Here is a 17,449-nt window from a genome sequence, read left to right as displayed (position 1 = left end):
GTATGCCAGTTTTCATTGCACCGTTGTTCATGGGACTCGCCGCCGTCGGTGGTGTCGCTGGGCTTGGCATGGGCGCCAAGGGCGGTTTGGATCAGTTCAAAGCCGACCGTCTGAACGACAATTCCAATAATCGTATTCGATGGGCCGCCAACCGTCTCGAACAGCTTCGCGAGCAATGCTCGCAATCGCTCAATGCGCTCGGCAAAGAGAAGATCATTGTGCTCGATGGGAATATCAGGCGTTTCCTTGACGCCTTTGGCCAACTGAAGAACGTAGATTTCACGCCATCCGAAGGCTTGGACGAACTGGAAAAGCTCCGCATCGACAAGGCGGCTTTTGAAGAGCTTGAATCCATGGGCAACATGGCGTCATCGCTTATGCAGGGCGGAGTCACGGGAATCGCCAGTGGAGCGCTTACCGCATTCGGCGCGTACAGTGCAGCCACCACGTTCGCTACGGCATCCACCGGGACCGCAATCAGCGCATTGAGCGGTGCTGCGGCCTCCAATGCCACGCTTGCGTTCTTCGGCGGTGGTTCCTTGGCGGCCGGCGGCATGGGCATGGCCGGGGGAGCTGCCGTTTTGGGAGGATTGGTCGCCGGGCCTGCTCTACTGGTGATGGGAGCCATCGTCGGGGCCAAAGGCGGCCAGAATCTCGAAGAAGCCAAAACACAGTCGGCCAAAACCGACCAATACTGTGAGGAGATGATGGCGGGAATCGATCAATGCGTCGCCATACGTCGGCGTAGCTCCATGTTCTATGCGTTGTTGGCTCGATTGGATGCGAAATTCCTTCCACTGATCTATGAGCTGGAACACATCATCGATACCGAGGGCACCGACTACTCGCAATTCACGCTTGGGAGCAGAAATACGGTAGCGGCGGCAGCCTCCACCGCTGCCTCGATCAAAGCGGTATTGGACACGCCGTTGTTATCTGAAAACGGGTCGTTGACCAAGGAGTCCGCAGCTCTTGTGCAAAAGGAGCTGGACAAGTAACAGGAGGACCAATGCGCGGCGATTCACAAGCTATCGGGCTATCCGCTGCCATCGCACAGTTCACCGTGGCGCGTGAGCCGGAACGGAGCCTCGAGATTATCGATGGATTCGCGCGCGATGCCGCGGCCAAAGGCGCGCGCCTGCTGTTGCTGCCCGAAGGACTGATCGCGCGCGATGGCGATGATGATGCGTTTGCGGCCGCGCATGCGCAGCCCCTCGATGGACCGTTCGTTTCCGGACTCAAAACCATCAGCGCCAAACGCGGCATCACGTTGATGGGCACTGTTCATGTAGCTCCACCAGAAGGTGCTGAGGATTCGCGAGTCTCCAACGTGTTTCTGGTCATCCGCGGCGGCGAAATCGTGGCGACCTACCGCAAACTGCACTTGTACGATGCGTTCTCGGCCAAGGAATCCGCCGTGGTCAAGTCCGGCATGGAACTACCGCCCATCGTCGATATCGATGGCTGGAAGGTTGGCGTCATGACCTGCTACGACGTGCGTTTCCCCGAAACTGCACGCTCCCTGGCAGTGCGCGGAGCTGATGTAATAGTGGTGTCAGCAGCATGGGTGCGCGGTTCGCTCAAAGAGTATCACTGGAAACTGATGACTGCTGCGCGGGCGATGGAGAACACCTGCTATGTGCTGGCCTGCAGTGAAGTCGGCAGCCGCAACATCGGTTGTAGCCGTATCATCAGCCCACTTGGCGAAGTCCTCGCCGAAGCTGGAGATGATAGGTCGGAACTCATCACCGCCAACCTTGACCACAATGCTGTCGATACGGCACGGCGAACGCTGCCGGTCCTCAGCAATCGCCGTTTCGCTGACCCGCAACTACGGTAGACGGTTTATTGAACGATGGAACGACAAGGAGGTGCGTGCATGGATGAGCGATGGATGAAGGCGTTGGCGGCTAAGAACATTACGGTCAAAGGACAAACAAAAAACGGCGCTAGTCATATGAATGGCGGTAATGGGCACACAAACAAAATGGCTGTGCATGCCGCATCGCATACATCGATGCGGCATGCACAGCCATTCAAAGCGACCGGTCATAAAGGCGGCATCAGCCGGCAGGGGAGTTGAAATCCTGACACGGCTTAGTACACGGAGTAGCCGCCGTCGACCTGCAGATTCGTGCCGGTCACATACGAGGACGCGTCGCTGGCGAGGAACAGTACGGCCGAGGCGATTTCCTCATTGGTGCCGAAGCGACGCATCGGCACGGGAGCGGTCATCATATCGTGGGCTTCGGGAACGATGCGGCCTTCGAAAATGCCGGACCACACATAACCGGGGGAGATGGCGTTTGAACGAATGCCATATGGAGCCAGAGCGGCGGCCAGGTAGCGTGCGTATTCGTAGATGCCGGCCTTGGAGGCGCCATATGCCGCCACCGGCGATGGGCCTCCGGCGATGAAGTTCGCATTATGCGCGGATAGTGACGACGTGAAGACCAGCGAGCCGCCATGATTGTGTTCGCGCATGATGTGCTGTGCGATCTGCGCGGTCAGATAAGCACCGGTCAGATTGATGTCGATGGTCTTCTGCCAGATCTCATACGGTTCGTCGGCGTCATCGCCGGGCACGTTCACGCCGGCGTTGATGAACGCCACATCCACTGTGCCAAGTGCATCAACCAGTGAAGTCTTCAGCGCGTCGACCTGCGCTTTATCGGAAACATCGCAGTACAACGGCACGACCTTCACGCCATAACGTTCGGAGAGCTCCTGGGCAAGCGGCTCAAGCGTCTCCTTGGTGCGCGGCAGGTCGACGATCGCCACATCGGCACCGGCTTCGGCCCAGGCTGCGGCAACATTGCGGCCAAGCCCACCTGCGCCTCCGGTTACGAAGCCCTTCTTGCCGGCAAGCGAGAAGCGGTCCATGATGTTGTGAGATGGGTCTTTCCATTGATCGAGGGGATACTGATCGAATACTGAAGCATCGGTCATAATAGTTCTCCGTTCTGTTCGGTGGCGGCGTCATTGTTGCCATCAACAGGGCGAGCCTATCACAGACAATTGGGTTATCTGCGATAGGCTCGCGTAAAAAGTTCAGGAAGTTAACATTTGCGTGATTGCGAGATTCATGGAGTACCCGCGATCACCGCAGAAAAATCAGTCTTCCTCGTGCCAATGCGGGTTTTGGCCGAAAGTGTAGCCTTCCGGATTGTCCATGGCGGCGATGTCCTGCATGTCCTGTTCGTCCAGCTCGAAACCAGTCAAATCCAGGTTGGCGCGCTGACGATCGGCATGCATCGACTTCGGAATGGCCACGTCACCCAGCTGCAGGTGCCAGCGTAGAATCGCGGCCACAGGGGAGACGCCATGCTTCTCGGCGATGCGCACGATGGTCGGATCCTTGAGCATCTGGTTGGCGCGGCCGAGCGGGCTCCATGCCTCGGTGATGATGCCATGCGCGTCATCGTAGGCACGCTGTTCGTTCTGCTGGAAGAACGGATGCAATTCGACTTGATTCACCGCCGGAGTCACACCGGTGGCGCGAATCAACAAATCAATATGACCGGGCAGGAAATTACTCACACCAATATGCTTCACAATGCCTTGCTTTTGAGCGTCGACCAACGCCTGCCAAGCCTCCACGAACTGGCCCTGAGACGGGTTCGGCCAGTGAATCAGATACAGGTCGATGTAGTCCAGACCCATGCGGGCCACGGATTCCTCAATAGTCACTCGAGCCTGATCATACTGATGATGGCGACCTGGCAGCTTCGAGGCCACGATGATGTCCTCGCGCGGCACCTCGGACTCGCGAATCGCCTTGCCGACGATACCCTCATTCTCATAGTTGAACGCGGAATCAATCAGTCGGTAGCCGACCTGAAGTGCGGACTTGATGGCCTCTGCGCCCGCGAAACCATTGACCTTATACGTGCCGAAACCGATGGCCGGAAGCTCCAAACCATCATGTGCCTTGCGAACCGGAATCGCCGGCGGTTCCATCAATGCCATACCCACTCCTTTGTTGTGCTTGTATGCGGCGTCGTTGAATTGCGTGAAATCGGCATAGACAACATCGCCTACCTCACAATGCTCACTATAGTGAGGTGCACTTGTGGATCAGCGTATTTCGCGGGCTGTGGACGGGCTGTTGCAAATGGCTGAAAACCCGTATAATAAGGCCGTTGCAGGGGAACTCGGCAGACTTGCGAAGCGCGCGCATGCGCGGAACGCATGAACGCGTAGTGAGTGTAAAACCGGGTTGAGAAAGGCACGATGCCTGACCCTTGGAACCTGTTGGTCAACACCATCGAAGGGAGCAATTATGGCATTCGATGCCGCCCAGTTCGGCCCAATCACGCTCGACCATCTGCCGCCGTTCGCCCAGCGTCTGCGCAAGGCCGCCGACCTCGTATGGGAGGAGGGTTACAAGCAGCCGTTCCTGCGTGAACTCGGCAACGGTACGCTGGCTCGTGAGAAGTTCGCGTTCTACCTGCTGCAGGATTACCGCTACCTGAAGGATTACGCCAAGGTGCACGCGCTCGCGCTCACCAAGACGCAGGATCCCGAGGTCATGCAGTTCATGGCCAACGTGCAGAACGCGATTTTCAACGTGGAATCCGCCATGCACCGCAAGTACATGGCAAGCTTTGGCGTCACCGAGGAAGAGATGAATCATGTGCGCCAATCCGCGTTCGCCCGCGCCTACACGTCGAACATTCTCTCCATCGCCTACGGCGGCTCTCTGGTGGACGTGTTGGTGGCCGTGCTGCCTTGCGCATGGGTGTATGCCGACTACGGTCAGCGTCTGGCCGCCGAATTCGCCGATACGCTCGAAGGCAATCCATACAAGAGCTGGGTCGACATGTACAAGACCGAGGAGTTCTGGAGCTCCTCCGTTTGGCTGCTCGAACATATCGAGGAGCTGGTTGAAGGCCTGAGCGAGGAACACAAGCGGGAGCTCGTGGACATCTTCGTGGTCGGCGTGGAGAACGAATACATGTTCTGGGCCTCCGCCTACGACATGCAATACTCCTGGAAGCCTGAATGGGATGTGCGCTAGAGACCTCAAGCTCTCGTTACTCCTGATTGCAGAGTTGCAAGCATGCATCTGCCTTGTAAGGGGTACATTGGCTGAACTTCAGGTGTCTATCTGCTTTGCGAGGGGTACATATATATCAAAACTTCATATAGGAATGACGTTATTCCAATGTCGATACTCCATGTTTCGCAGTTGAAATACCTCTTGCAAAGCAGATAGATATCCGTAAGCACTTGGATGTACCCCTCGCAAGGGAGATACCTCTAGCCCCGAGGTTATAGCTGACTTACGAAGTCCTGAATATCAGCGATTTCCTCATCGCAGATGGCGTGACCCATGCCCGGGTATTCGTGGTACGTCAGATAGCCGGCAGATTCCAACACTGCGCGAGCATTGTGCTGGTCGGGAAGTGGAATGGTACGGTCTAAAGATCCATATGCGAGGAAGAGTCGGGTGGGTGAGTTCAATTGCGCACCTTCCTCGCCTTTGAATGATGGACTGAGCAAGATGGCTGCATCGAACAGATTCAGGTACGCCTGCACGAGGCGATAGGAAAGATAGCCGCCCTGTGAGAAGCCAATCAGAATCTTCTTGCGATGGGCGAACGCCCCCGCATTCAACAAGGAAACCACTGCTTCGCCAACAGCCGCGCATTCGCGTTGCCGTTCCTCCACGCCGCATCCATCCGGATACCAGTAATTCCCGCCCATGTACGGCCTCGAGTACGTGCCACGGAACGACAGATAATCAGGCGCTTCGCCCGTGCTCGCGTACACCGCGTCGAGAATGCGCACCATCTCGCTTTCGTCATTCCCATACCCGTGGAACATCAAAAACAGCGGACCCTTGCCGTTCGCATCAAAATCGCTAACCATCGTAAGCCGCATATTGGTCACCTCTTGTTTCTTGACAGGTTATCCTGAACAATCTTTGTACGTTAGACAGAGTGCAGAGGCATTTTTATATGCTATTTCGCATTGCCATGCAGTTTGCGTGCCTCGAGATGTCTGGCCTCATACTCTTCGAAATTATCTCGAACAGCCGTCACCGGATATTTGCGTTTAGTCTTTGCTAATTTGTGCATGATAATGTCGTCTAAATCTACTTCAAGTGCGTCGGCCATCATGATGCAGTACGTGAGTACGTCCGCTAGCTCTTCTTGAGCGCGTCCGGTTTCTGCAGCAGGTGCCTCAGGCACCCACTGATAGCATTCGAGTAATTCCGCAGCCTCAATGCTGATGGATTTTGCTAGGTTGGCGGGCGAATGGAATTGCGCCCATCCTCGTTCCTCGGTGAAATCGCGTATTGCTTGAATCGTGCTGTCGCTAATCATGGTTGTCATTCTAGAAGGTGTTGACCTGGATGGATGAAATAGTAGGCATAATATAGTTATGTCTATTGAACGCATGGAGCCTATCATCGTGAATTTGCCGTATGGAAAATACGGAAAAGCAGATTTCGAGAAGGCATTGAGTGAGGCTGAAAAGGGCAATGGTGCCAGCAAAGCCGCTAAAGATTCTGAGCTGGAAAATACCATGCTGTATCTTTTGTCGTATCCCACGGTCTATATCGTGTATTCCGGAACTAGGAACCGCTATTCCGCTAAAAACGAATATACGGCATATGTTGGTGAAACGAACGATATAAGGCATCGAACGTCAGAGCACCTCAAAGGTGATGCAAACAGGCGAGATGATTGGCGAGCTGTGAAAGAAGCAGTCGACAAAAATGCTGACGCTTTCAAACAATATGTGATTTCTCATCCAATGTTCAACAAATCCCTGACCTTGGATGTCGAGAATCGTCTCATGCATTACATGTCAAGCACCGAATCGGTCAAGAAACTCAATAATCGACGTACAAACGCACAAGGTTTGTATTACACGTCAGATTATTTTGACGCGATATTTTCAAAGATATGGCTAGGACTGCATCGCGATGATCCCGAGTTGTTCCCAGCTGAAGAAATCATTCGTGATTCTGCACTGTTCAAGGCTTCGCCATTTCATCGGCTGAGTCCTCAGCAGCTTGATGCTGAAGAAGCCATTCTTGCGCAACTCGAAATGCTGGTTGAAAAGGATAGGGACACTGTTGGTCTAACGGTTAACCCTCAATTGATTTTCGTTCAAGGTGCTGCCGGTACAGGAAAAACCGTTTTACTAAGTCATCTCTTCTATCGTATTGCCACGGAAATTGGGATTCAGGGTGCTACCTATTCCGAGGATGAGGAACAGTCTGATCTGAATCGCCTGCAGGTTAACGAACTTTCCGCATACATTTTGGTGAATCACAAAGAACAAGTTCATGTGTACAATCAGATTGCTCTGAAGCTTGGACTACAAAAGAAGCCTGATGAAGTGGTGATGTTACCCAGCCAATTCATCAACAGGTTTAGTGAGACGAATGGCCGTGGCAGAGGCTTTCCCGATAGGCCGAAAGGCAGAGCCGACATCGTACTCATTGATGAAGCGCATTTACTGACCACGCAGGGTACACAAGGTTATTCAGGTAAAAACCAGCTCTACGATATCTTAAGACGCGCACGTATAGTCATTGCGGTATTCGATCCGGAACAGATTCTTCAATCTCGTCAGCAGTGGCATTCGGCTGTACTTCAAAGATTGTTTCCTAATGCTGATTTGGATAATGACAATACCGGAAGAATCAGTAAGTCTGATACCGTCAATTTAGGGGAAGAGGATGGTCTCCCTCCCATGTCTGTCGACGTATCTCATATTCGTCTTGCTCGGCAATTCCGTATTGATGCTAGTGAAGAGGTCGTTCAGTGGATTGACCGGTTTGCTGCAGGCGAGGGTATCGAACCGATCCCTCAGGACCGGGTCCCACTGAACACTAACGGAAAGCCGTGCCGGCAACCGTATGAAATCAAGGTATTTGATTCGCCTATTGAGCTCTTCAACGCAATAGCGGAGAAGTCCCGAAAGCCTGCCGGCGGATGGAATGGAGCTGGTCTATCTCGTGTACTTGCCACATACGATTGGAAGTATTCCGCTTCCAGAAATGATGGCGATCCACATGGGTTTTGGAATGTTTCGATGCATTGTGACAGTTCAGGACATTGGCATATGGGACTTGCGGAAGACGATGAAGAGGGTTATATCCCTGGGGATGTGAGCACTTGTCGCTTCTGCAAACCTTGGAATTATCAACTGGATGATCCTAATCCGAGATCCATTGATAAGAATTTATCTTGGGCTGGAAAAGACTACACCATTGACGAAATTGGTTCCACGTTCACCATTCAAGGCTTCGATTTGAATTATGCCGGTGTGATTATTGGTCCTTCAGTCAAATATCGTGATGGGCAAATTATCTTTGATGGGCAGGCAAGTCATAATTATTTGGCTACTAACAAGCGTAGAGATTTAGATACAGACTTCACCAAGAAAAACCTACAGCATGAATTGAATGTGCTACTTAAACGTGGCGTTCATGGTCTTTACTTATTTGCTGTCGACGAGGGACTACGGCATCGCCTGGAGGAATGCTACGAAAAGAGTCATTGATAATGGCATAGTTCCTCGCTGTCGGTTTATTGTTTGCAGTCGTCGGTGAACTTTGCTATTAGAGCCTTCGCTGCGGCAACATGCATTAGACTTGTTACGTTTGACTAACGGGACACATAAGGAGAGTCCATGAATCCCAGGCGTGGAGCGTTTGTTGCGGGCGAGAAGGTGCAGTTCACCGACCGCAAGGGCAAGAAGATCACCGACCAGCTGGTGCCGGGTGGCTCCACGCAAACCGAACATGGGCTGATTCTGCACGACGATGTGATCGGTGCAGTGGAAGGCACCGTGATCACCACCGTGCATGCCAAGCGTGAGGCGCAGGTCAACCAGGTTTATCCGGAGAAAGACAAGAACAAGCCGTGGAAGTCTTCGCGCGCCATCGGTGGCTGGGAATATGCGGCGATGCGTCCGCGCCTGGCAGACTATGTGCTTTCCATGCCGCGCGGCGCGCAGATCATGTATCCGAAAGACATCGCCCAGGTGATTCAGCTCGGCGATATTCGCTCCGGATTGCGTGTGCTGGAATCCGGTGCTGGCTCGGGCGCCATGAGCTTGAATCTGCTGGATGCGGTGGGGGAGTCCGGCCATCTGACCACCATTGAACTGCGCTCCGAATTCGCACGCGTGGCCGAAGCCAACGCCACGCTGTATTACGGTGAAAAACCGGCTTGGTGGCGATTACTGACCGGCGACTTCGACTCTGTGGCCGCTGAGCTTCCCGAGCACTGGTTCGATCGCATCATGCTTGACATGCTTGACCCGTGGAACCGTCTTGAACAGGCGTATCGCGTGATCGCGCCCGGCGGCGTGCTGGTCTGCTACGTGACCACCACCACGCAGATGAGTCGTTTGGCTGAGGCCCTACGTGCTGCTGGCTGCTGGACCGAGCCGCAGATTCAGGAGACGCTTGAGCGCACCTGGAAGGCGCAAGGGTTGGCCGTGCGCCCGGATCATCAGATGATTGGCCACACCGGTTTCCTGGTGATCTCGCGTGCAATGGCACCGGGCTTTGCCGCGCTGAAGAAGCGCGAACGCTATTCCAAAGACACCGTGACTGACGTGGATGAGCTGACCGAGGAGCAGCGCGAGGCGCGTCTGGAGGAACTGGAGCTGCGCGACATCTCCGACCATAAACTGCGTAAGGTGTTGCGTGATTTGGGCCGTCAAGTTGGCGAATTAGGCGAGCTGGGTGTCATAGGCGCGTCAGAACAATCCGAAGAATCTGAGAATCCTCAGGAATCCTGAGAATACCGGGGAATCAGCCGACTCCGTACTGCATAAGGCGTTTCCGATGGTTATGTGAACGCTCACAATGGACTATAATGAAGTATTCATATGTTCATATAGTCCGATGTGAGCTGTGCAAACCTTGAAGAAAGGAAGCCTCGAAGTGGGCATCAAGCTGAGCAAAGTAGCCAAAGCGGCCAAGAAATACAAGCACATTCTCATCATCATGAGGCATGCCAAGGCCGAACCGTTCGGCGGCAAGGATGACCTTGAACGCGAGCTGACCGAAAAGGGTCTCAAGCAAGCCAAAATCGTAGGCAAAGGCATCGAGGCAATCGGATTGAAGCCTGACCAGATTTCCTGCTCAGCTGCTACCCGCACACGACAGACCTTGGATCGCATGCTCAAGATTTTCGGTGACGATCCCATAGTGGACTATCGCATCAATCTGTATGACGGAGGAGTGCAGGCCGTCTTCGACGAGCTGGCTCACGTGAAGCCCAAGCAGCGTGTGTTCATGATTGTTGGTCACGAGCCTACGGTGTCCATCGCATCGCAATGGATCGCCTCCGCGGATTCCGATGCGGAGCGCCTTGACTTGCTGAATCTGGGGCTTTCGCCGGCTTCCATTGTTATTTTCGGTTCTGATAAGCCGTTCGATGAGTGGCAGGTTCATAGCGGCGAGCTGCTTGCCGTAATCAACGTCAAGGATTTTGACTGAGTCCCTGACGGCTATAAGTTCGCCCTATAACGACACTCAAAGTGTTCTTATGAGTGTGAATCTGTGATGTTTTGGTAGCCTAAGTCGGGTTACGAACGCATACATTGGAGGATTCATGTCCACTCTGACTTCCGTCTCCGGTTTCCCGCGTATTGGCCAGAACCGTGAACTGAAGAAGATCATCGAAGGCTACTGGAAGGGCGCCAACGACCTTGACGCCGTCAAGGCCACCGCCGCTGAGCTGCGCGCCAAGCACTGGAAGCTGCAGCAGGCTGCTGGCATCGATCTGATTCCAAGCAACGACTTCAGCTACTACGATCAGATGTTGGACACCGCCATTCTCCTCAACGTGATTCCGAAGCGTTATGAGCGTCTCGCCTTCGAAAACCAGGAGGACACGCTCTTCGCCATGGCCCGTGGCTATCAGGGCGAGAAGGGCGATGTGACCGCCCTGCCGATGAAGAAGTGGTTCACTACCAACTATCACTATCTGGTGCCTGAAATCGAGCCTGGCGAGGAGATCAAGCTCAACTCCACCAAGCCGTTCGACGAGTTCAACGAGGCCAAGGCACTTGGTATTCTCACCAAGCCGGTGCTCATCGGCCCGTACACCTTCCTGAAGCTCGCCCGCACCGACCAGGCCACCGAACTCGAATACGACAAGGGCCTCGTCAACGCCGTGGCCGCCGTCTACGCCGAAGTGCTCACCAAGTTCAACGAGCTGGGCGCCGAATGGCTGCAGCTTGACGAACCATACCTCGTGCTCGACAAGGAGCCGGGCGACGTGGAGCTCTTCAAGACCCTGTACACCAAGATTCTGGCCGCCAAGGCCGGTGTCAAGGTGCTGCTCAACACCTACTTCGGCCACATCGCCGACGTGTACGAGACCGTCAACCTGCTCGGTTTCGACGGCATCGGCCTGGACCTGAACGAAGGCCGTGAGGAGAACCTCGAAGCCGTGGCCAAGTACGGCGTGGCCTCCAACACCACCATCTTCGCCGGTGTGATCAACGGCCGCAACATCTGGCGCAACAACTACGCCACCTCCCTCGGTCTCGTGGACGCCCTGAAGCAGGTCACGCCGAACGTGGCCGTCTCCACCGCATCCTCACTGCTGCACGTGCCGTTCAGCACCGAAGGTGAAACCGGCATTCCGGCCGAAGACCTGAAGCACTTCGCCTTCGCCGTCGAAAAGCTCGACGAACTCAAGGAAGTCGCCGTGCTCGCTGACGCCACCGAAGACGAGAAGAAGGCATCCGAAGCTCTCGCCGCCAACCAGGCACTGTTCGACGGCACCCGCGTCGCCGCCGACCCGGCCGTCGCCAAGCGCGTCGCCGGCCTGACCGCCGATGACTTCGTACGTCAGCCCGCCCGTGAGGAGCGTCAGAAGCTGCAGCGCGAAGCCCTCGGCCTGCCGCCGCTGCCTACCACCACCATCGGCTCCTTCCCGCAGACCAAGGAAGTGCGTGCCGAGCGTGCCAAGTTCCGCAAGGGCGAAATCACCAAGGAAGCCTATGACGAGTTCATTAAGGCCCAGATCGACGCCTGCATCAAGCATCAGGAGGAAATCGGCCTCGACGTGCTGGTCCACGGCGAATTCGAGCGCAACGACATGGTCGAATACTTCGGCCAGAACCTCAACGGCTTCCTGTTCACCAAGAACGCCTGGGTGCAGTCCTACGGCACCCGCTGCGTGAAGCCTCCGATCGTCTGGGGAGACGTCTCCCGCGCCAAGCCGATCACCGTAGAATGGTCCGCATACGCACAGTCCCGCACCAACCATGTGATGAAGGGCATGCTCACCGGCCCGGTGACCATCCTCAACTGGTCCTGGCCGCGCGAGGACATCACCCACGAAGAGCAGACCAAGCAGCTGGCCCTCGCCATTCGCGACGAAGTGCTCGATCTCGAAGCCGCAGGCATCAAGGTCATCCAGATCGATGAGGCCGCTTTGCGTGAGAAGCTGCCGCTCAGGAAGTCCGATTGGCACGTCAAGTACCTTGACTGGGCAGTGCCGGCCTTCCGCCTGGTGCACTCCGCAGTGAAGCCCACCACTCAGATCCACACCCATATGTGCTACTCCGAGTTCAACGACATCATTCGCGACATTGACGCGATGGATGCCGACGTGATTTCCTTCGAAGCCTCCCGTGGCGATCTGGTGGTGCTCGACGCCATCCACGACGCTCACTTCGAAACCGAAGCCGGCCCGGGCGTCTACGATATCCACTCTCCGCGTATCCCGTCCGAGAAGGAAATCGAGGATCGTATCTACGAGATCCTCGACAAGATGGATGTCAACAAGGTGTGGATCAACCCGGACTGCGGTCTGAAGACCCGTGGCAACGCCGAAACCTGGCCGAGCCTCGAGCATCTGGTCGCCGCCGCCAAGGCAGTCCGCGCCAAGCTCGCCAAGTAGTAATGCCTCAGGCTCCCTCTGAAAGGGAGCTGTCAGCGAAGCTGGCTGAGGGAGAGACTATTGCACCATCGCAAACTTCTCTCCCTCAGTCTCACTCCGTTCGACAGCTCCCTCGTCAGAGGGAGCCATATGCTATCTGACTCGTCAGAGAGACATCTTTTTCAGTCAAAAGGAACTTATTATGCATACGCCGATGTTTTCATTGGAGGTCTTCCCGCCCAAGCGAGATGCTCCTGTGGGAACCATCTATGACACGTTGGACGGCATTGAAGATCTGAAACCGGACTTCATTTCCGTCACCTACGGTCACGGCACGCATTCCGACCGCACCGCCACCGCACGCATCGCCAACACCATCGTGAACGAATACCGCATTCCGGCAGTCGCCCATTTGACTGCCCTGTATTCGGACAAAGCCAAAATCGATGAGGCGCTGGACATGTTCGAAAATGCCGGCGTCAACACCGTACTTGCTTTACGCGGCGATTACATCGACGGCGAACAGGTGGTCGGCACGTTCGAACATGCCAGCGATCTGGTGGCCTACATCCGCGAACGCAAACCCAACTTCACGGTGTTCGGCGCATGCTATCCGGAAGGCCACTATCAGGCCGAATCCTTGGACAAGGACATCGAACATCTGAGAATCAAGGTGGATGCCGGTGTCACCCATCTCATTACCCAGCTGTTCTACGACAACGACGATTTCTACCGTTTCCGTGACAAGGTTCGCGCGGCGGGCATCGAAGTGCCGATTGAAGCCGGCATCATGCCGGTGCGCGGGGCCAAATCGGTCCGACGTATGGCCGAGCGCAATGCGTCACGTATTCCGGAGCATCTTGATGCATTACTCACCCGTTGGGAAGGCAATTCCGAAGCGCTGCATAATGCCGGCATTCTTTATGCCTCCGAGCAAATCGCCGATTTGGTGGCGCATGGAGTCGATGGCGTGCACCTGTACACAATGAACCATCCGGCAACCACGCGCCGCATATGGCGCAACGTCAAATCGCTGTTTGGTGAATGATCGCAGATCGAGTGACTGGCTGATTCGCCAGACGTTGACGTTGAAAACCGCTTTTTGGGCCTTTGCGCTGTGCATGCAAATCAGAAGAATGCAGAGCGCAAAGGCCCAAAGCGTATATAGTGGAACCTTATGGAAGCAATGACGACGTTCAAACCCAGTGCCATGTCGTTGATCAGGGCAGGATTGCAGGACCTTGATAAGGCCCGTGAACTGTTCGGCCAGCTGAAAGTCGACGGTATTCCCGATTCCCATCGCGCTGAATTGCTGGGCTATCTCTCCCATGCCGGCGATCCGGACATCGCCTTGCGCAATTTCGTGGACATCGTCAACGCCATGCAATCCAGCGGCCGCGATCTCAAGCAGGTCATGCCGGATGGCGATGCCTTGAAACGTCTCATCACTGTACTCGGTGTTTCCGATGCGATGGGCAAGTTCATGCGCTTCAAGCCCGACCTAGTGGAAGCGGCGGCGGTCGACCATTGCAATAGCCACCTGTTCAATCACGAACAGCGCCGAGCCCACCTGCTCAGGGCCGTAGGCGCAGATCCAACGGAGAAAGCCGCTCCCAAAGCCACCAAGGATCTTGCGGAAGCGGCTACCGCCTTGCGTGCCAGCTATCGTAGGCAGCTTGCGGCCATTATCGCCCAAGATGCCATTGCGAACGATCCGACAGTCATCCAACCGACTATCAGCCGAGAGCTCTCGGACCTGGCGGATGCCGCTCTCGAAGGCGCGCTTGCCATCGCCCGCAAGGAGGTCGAGGGTAGTGATCAGATTCGTTTTACCATCATCGGCATGGGTAAGCTCGGCGCACAGGAACTGAACTATGTGTCTGATGTGGATCTGATTTATGTGGTCGAACCTGTCAGCAAGGACGTTGATCATCAGACGCTGATTCGCGTGGGCACCAAGATGGGCACCACATTGCAGCGTGTCTGCCAGTCCGCTATCATGGGCGTCGCTGAGCAGCCATTATGGCAGATCGACGGTGGACTGCGCCCGGAAGGCAAGGACGGCCAACTGGTTCGCGTATTGGAATCGCATAAGACCTATTACGAACAGTGGGCGGAAAACTGGGAGTTCCAGGCACTGCTCAAAGCGCGTCCGGTCGCTGGAGATCCGGAGCTCGGCAAGGCTTACATGGATATGACCCGTCCATTCGTGTGGAGCGCCTCCAAACGCAAGAACTTCGTCTATGACTGCCAGAAAATGCGCAGACGTGTGGAAGACCTGATTCCGGCCCCGCTCAAAGATCGTGAAATCAAACTTGGTCGCGGTGGCCTGAGGGATGTGGAATTCACTGTGCAGATGCTGCAACTGGTACACGGTCGAACCGATGAATCATTGCGCACCAGCAACACGTTGGACTCGCTGCAGCGACTTTCCGAAGGCGGCTATATCTCCCGCAAACAAGCCGTGCGCATGTCCCAGGATTATCGCTTCGAGCGTGTTATGGAGCACCGCCAGCAGATCTGGTCGTTGAAGCGTACGCATCTATTCCCCGATCTTGGCCGCGCTTCCGTGGGTGGGCTCGAAAAGAAGCGTGACATCGACGTAGACGAACTCAACCAAAACCAGGAGCTGCGCCGACTGGCCCGTGCCTTCGGATTGCACCCGGAAGAGCTTGTGGAGAAGTACGATGACACCCGCCGTGAGGTGCGTCATCTGCATCTCGACATCTACTACCGTCCGATGCTGCCGGTCAGCGCGCAGCTCGAGGATGACCAGATCAACCTCAGCGTCGCTGCGGCACAGGAGCGTTTCGCATCCATCGGATTCGGAGACCCGGATGCCGCCATCCGCCACGTGCAGGCACTCACCGCAGGCGTGGGCCGTGCCGCCAAAATCAACCGCATTATTCTGCCTGCCGTACTGCAATGGCTGGGCGAGGGGCAGAACCCAGATATGGGTCTGCTCAATTGGCGCAAGTTGGAGGAGAACTTCGGCACCCAATCCGGCTACCTCGGGTTCCTCCGCGATTCCACTTCAGCGGCGCAGCGCCTGTGTCATGTGCTATCCAACTCCCGGTTCCTTGGCGACGCACTCAATAAGTCCGTGGAATCCATCAGCTGGCTTGGTGACGACGACAATCTCAAGGCACGCACCCGCGAGGCTTTGGATATTCAAACCAACTCCGCGCTGGAACGATTCGGTTCGAGCATGAACGAATTCGCCAACTCGGTTCGCGCCATGCGCCGCCATGAAATCGAACGTATCGGCTTGGCATGGATGAGCGGCGTGATGGACGACGCCACCTGTCTGAAGGCCATGACCGACGTCTACGATGCCATCATCGACGCTTCGCTCAAGTGGGCCGTACGCCATCAGATTGCTGTATTCGGTTTGCAATCCGCCCCAGCGGATATCGCGGTGATTGCCATGGGCCGTTACGGTGGGCGCGAGGTCAACTTCAGCTCCGATGCTGATGCCATCCTGATCTATCGCCCAGCCGATGACGCCGATGACGCTCAGGCGAATGCGTTCGCCAAGAAAGCGGTAGAGGATCTGCGCAATATTCTGCAAGGCCCGACCACATTGGAACCGAAGATTGAGCTTGATTTGGACTTGCGTCCGGAAGGCAAGAACGGTCCGATCGTGCGCTCGTACGCCTCCTGCGAGGAGTATTACGAGTCCTGGGCGTCGACGTGGGAGCATCAGGCGCTGCTGCGCGCACGATATGCAGCCGGTGACGCTGAATTGGCCCGCGATTTCCTGATTAACGTCGCCGATCCGCTACGCTATCCGACTCAGGAATTGAGTGACACCGAGCTGCAGAGCATCCGCAAGCTCAAGGCCCGTATGGAAGCCGAGCGACTGCCGCGTGGTGTGCGTCGCGAACGCCATCTGAAGCTCGGCAAGGGTGGTCTTTCCGATGTGGAGTGGACTGTGCAACTCTTGCAGCTTCAGCATGCTGGCGACATCAAGGATTTGCGCGTCAACGGTACGTTGGAGGCTCTGGATGTGCTGGAGGCCAAGAAGCTGATTAGTTCCATCGATGCCATCCAGCTGCGAAAGGCGTGGACCACTTGCACGGCTGCCCGCAACGGTAATTATCTATGGTCTGGTCGTGCCAACCAAGCGGACATTCTGCCCGATGACATCTATTCGCTCGGCGGCATCGCCGTGTATCTCGGCTACGGTGCGCACCGCGGTCAGCATTTCGAAAACGATCTGCTTGGCGTGATGCGCAAATGCCGCGATGTATGCCAACGACTCTTCTATGGTCAAATGGAAGAAGACAGTGCCACAGGTCCAGTGATTGCAGGCCGTCTTGGCACCGCAGGCGCTGCACGAAAGCCGGCAAAGCCGCGTATGCATGTCATAGCGCCGCGTTTGGCCGCCAATCGTCGTCGCGCGCAGCGATAGTGGCTTGGTCGTTGGCTTCCTCGATGGGGAGCCAACATTAGCCAGCTCGGAACCCTCATAATTCGAGTGAACACTCGGTGAACACGGCTGTCCGAAAAATGGCGTAAGTTAGATAAGGTCACATAAGGGTGGCCACCTGTAACCACGAGCGAAAAGGTGA

At 55.6% G+C, this 17,449-nt stretch carries 14 protein-coding genes; 10 read left to right on the top strand and 4 right to left on the bottom strand.

All coding sequences use genetic code 11. The annotated features are described in order from the left end of the window. Positions 1-2 precede the first annotated feature (2 nt). Genes F7D08_RS05790 through F7D08_RS05780 form a run of 3 tightly spaced genes read left to right on the top strand, consistent with a single transcriptional unit; the run spans position 3 to position 2,083 of the window. Complete coding sequence (locus F7D08_RS05790) at positions 3-998, top strand: hypothetical protein (RefSeq protein ID WP_152209710.1); 996 nt, start codon at positions 3-5, stop codon at positions 996-998. An 11-nt stretch (positions 999-1,009) separates the two neighbouring features. Then, complete coding sequence (locus F7D08_RS05785; protein WP_152209709.1) at positions 1,010-1,840, top strand: nitrilase-related carbon-nitrogen hydrolase; 831 nt, start codon at positions 1,010-1,012, stop codon at positions 1,838-1,840. A 39-nt stretch (positions 1,841-1,879) separates the two neighbouring features. Then, positions 1,880-2,083: a hypothetical protein gene (locus tag F7D08_RS05780; protein ID WP_152209708.1), complete on the top strand. Its 204-nt coding sequence runs from the start codon at positions 1,880-1,882 to the stop codon at positions 2,081-2,083. Between the two features lie 14 nt (positions 2,084-2,097). Here the strand turns inward: F7D08_RS05780 and F7D08_RS05775 are convergent, their stop codons facing one another. Together F7D08_RS05775 and F7D08_RS05770 are read right to left on the bottom strand one after the other, a co-directional pair. After that, the gene (locus F7D08_RS05775) at positions 2,098-2,949 is read right to left on the bottom strand and encodes an SDR family NAD(P)-dependent oxidoreductase (RefSeq protein WP_152209707.1); all 852 of its coding nucleotides are present in this window, start codon (positions 2,947-2,949) and stop codon (positions 2,098-2,100) included. Positions 2,950-3,114: 165 nt separating this feature from the next. Then, positions 3,115-3,963 carry an aldo/keto reductase gene (locus F7D08_RS05770; protein ID WP_152209745.1) on the bottom strand — a complete coding sequence of 283 codons (849 nt, stop codon included), beginning with the start codon at positions 3,961-3,963 and terminating at the stop codon, positions 3,115-3,117. Between the two features lie 319 nt (positions 3,964-4,282). Here F7D08_RS05770 and tenA point away from each other — a divergent pair, with 319 nt between their 5' ends. After that, complete coding sequence (gene tenA, locus F7D08_RS05765; protein WP_193316206.1) at positions 4,283-5,020, top strand: thiaminase II; 738 nt, start codon at positions 4,283-4,285, stop codon at positions 5,018-5,020. Positions 5,021-5,274: 254 nt separating this feature from the next. Here the strand turns inward: tenA and F7D08_RS05760 are convergent, their stop codons facing one another. After that, positions 5,275-5,886 carry an alpha/beta hydrolase gene (locus F7D08_RS05760; RefSeq protein WP_152209706.1) on the bottom strand — a complete coding sequence of 204 codons (612 nt, stop codon included), beginning with the start codon at positions 5,884-5,886 and terminating at the stop codon, positions 5,275-5,277. An 80-nt stretch (positions 5,887-5,966) separates the two neighbouring features. Further along, positions 5,967-6,332: a nucleotide pyrophosphohydrolase gene (locus F7D08_RS05755; RefSeq protein WP_152209705.1), complete on the bottom strand. Its 366-nt coding sequence runs from the start codon at positions 6,330-6,332 to the stop codon at positions 5,967-5,969. Positions 6,333-6,390: 58 nt separating this feature from the next. Between F7D08_RS05755 and F7D08_RS05750 the strand changes: the two genes are divergently transcribed. The 6 genes from F7D08_RS05750 to F7D08_RS05725 all read left to right on the top strand — a co-directional run bounded on the left by F7D08_RS05750 (position 6,391) and on the right by F7D08_RS05725 (position 17,289). After that, positions 6,391-8,526 carry a DUF2075 domain-containing protein gene (locus tag F7D08_RS05750; RefSeq protein WP_226803394.1) on the top strand — a complete coding sequence of 712 codons (2,136 nt, stop codon included), beginning with the start codon at positions 6,391-6,393 and terminating at the stop codon, positions 8,524-8,526. Positions 8,527-8,655: 129 nt separating this feature from the next. Then, positions 8,656-9,774 (top strand): tRNA (adenine-N1)-methyltransferase, encoded by a 1,119-nt coding sequence (locus F7D08_RS05745; protein ID WP_152209704.1) that lies wholly within the window; start codon positions 8,656-8,658, stop codon positions 9,772-9,774. 145 nt (positions 9,775-9,919) lie between these two features. Beyond that, positions 9,920-10,477, top strand: a complete 558-nt coding sequence (locus F7D08_RS05740) for a SixA phosphatase family protein (protein ID WP_152209703.1) — start codon at positions 9,920-9,922, stop codon at positions 10,475-10,477. 115 nt (positions 10,478-10,592) lie between these two features. Beyond that, on the top strand, positions 10,593-12,896 hold the full coding sequence (gene metE, locus F7D08_RS05735; protein ID WP_152209702.1) for a 5-methyltetrahydropteroyltriglutamate--homocysteine S-methyltransferase: 2,304 nt from the start codon (positions 10,593-10,595) through the stop codon (positions 12,894-12,896). A 181-nt stretch (positions 12,897-13,077) separates the two neighbouring features. After that, entirely contained in the window at positions 13,078-13,923 is an 846-nt protein-coding gene (gene metF / locus F7D08_RS05730; protein ID WP_152209701.1) for a methylenetetrahydrofolate reductase [NAD(P)H], read from the top strand. Between the two features lie 138 nt (positions 13,924-14,061). Further along, on the top strand, positions 14,062-17,289 hold the full coding sequence (locus tag F7D08_RS05725) for a bifunctional [glutamine synthetase] adenylyltransferase/[glutamine synthetase]-adenylyl-L-tyrosine phosphorylase (protein WP_404979656.1): 3,228 nt from the start codon (positions 14,062-14,064) through the stop codon (positions 17,287-17,289). Positions 17,290-17,449 lie beyond the last annotated feature (160 nt).

Origin of the sequence: Bifidobacterium cebidarum (genome assembly GCF_009193305.1) — a bacterium.
In the GTDB taxonomy this organism is placed as follows: Bacteria; Actinomycetota; Actinomycetes; order Actinomycetales; family Bifidobacteriaceae; genus Bifidobacterium; species Bifidobacterium cebidarum.
The sequence above is the reverse complement of the archived record's forward strand: the minus strand, read 5'-3'. Positions and strand labels throughout refer to the sequence as shown.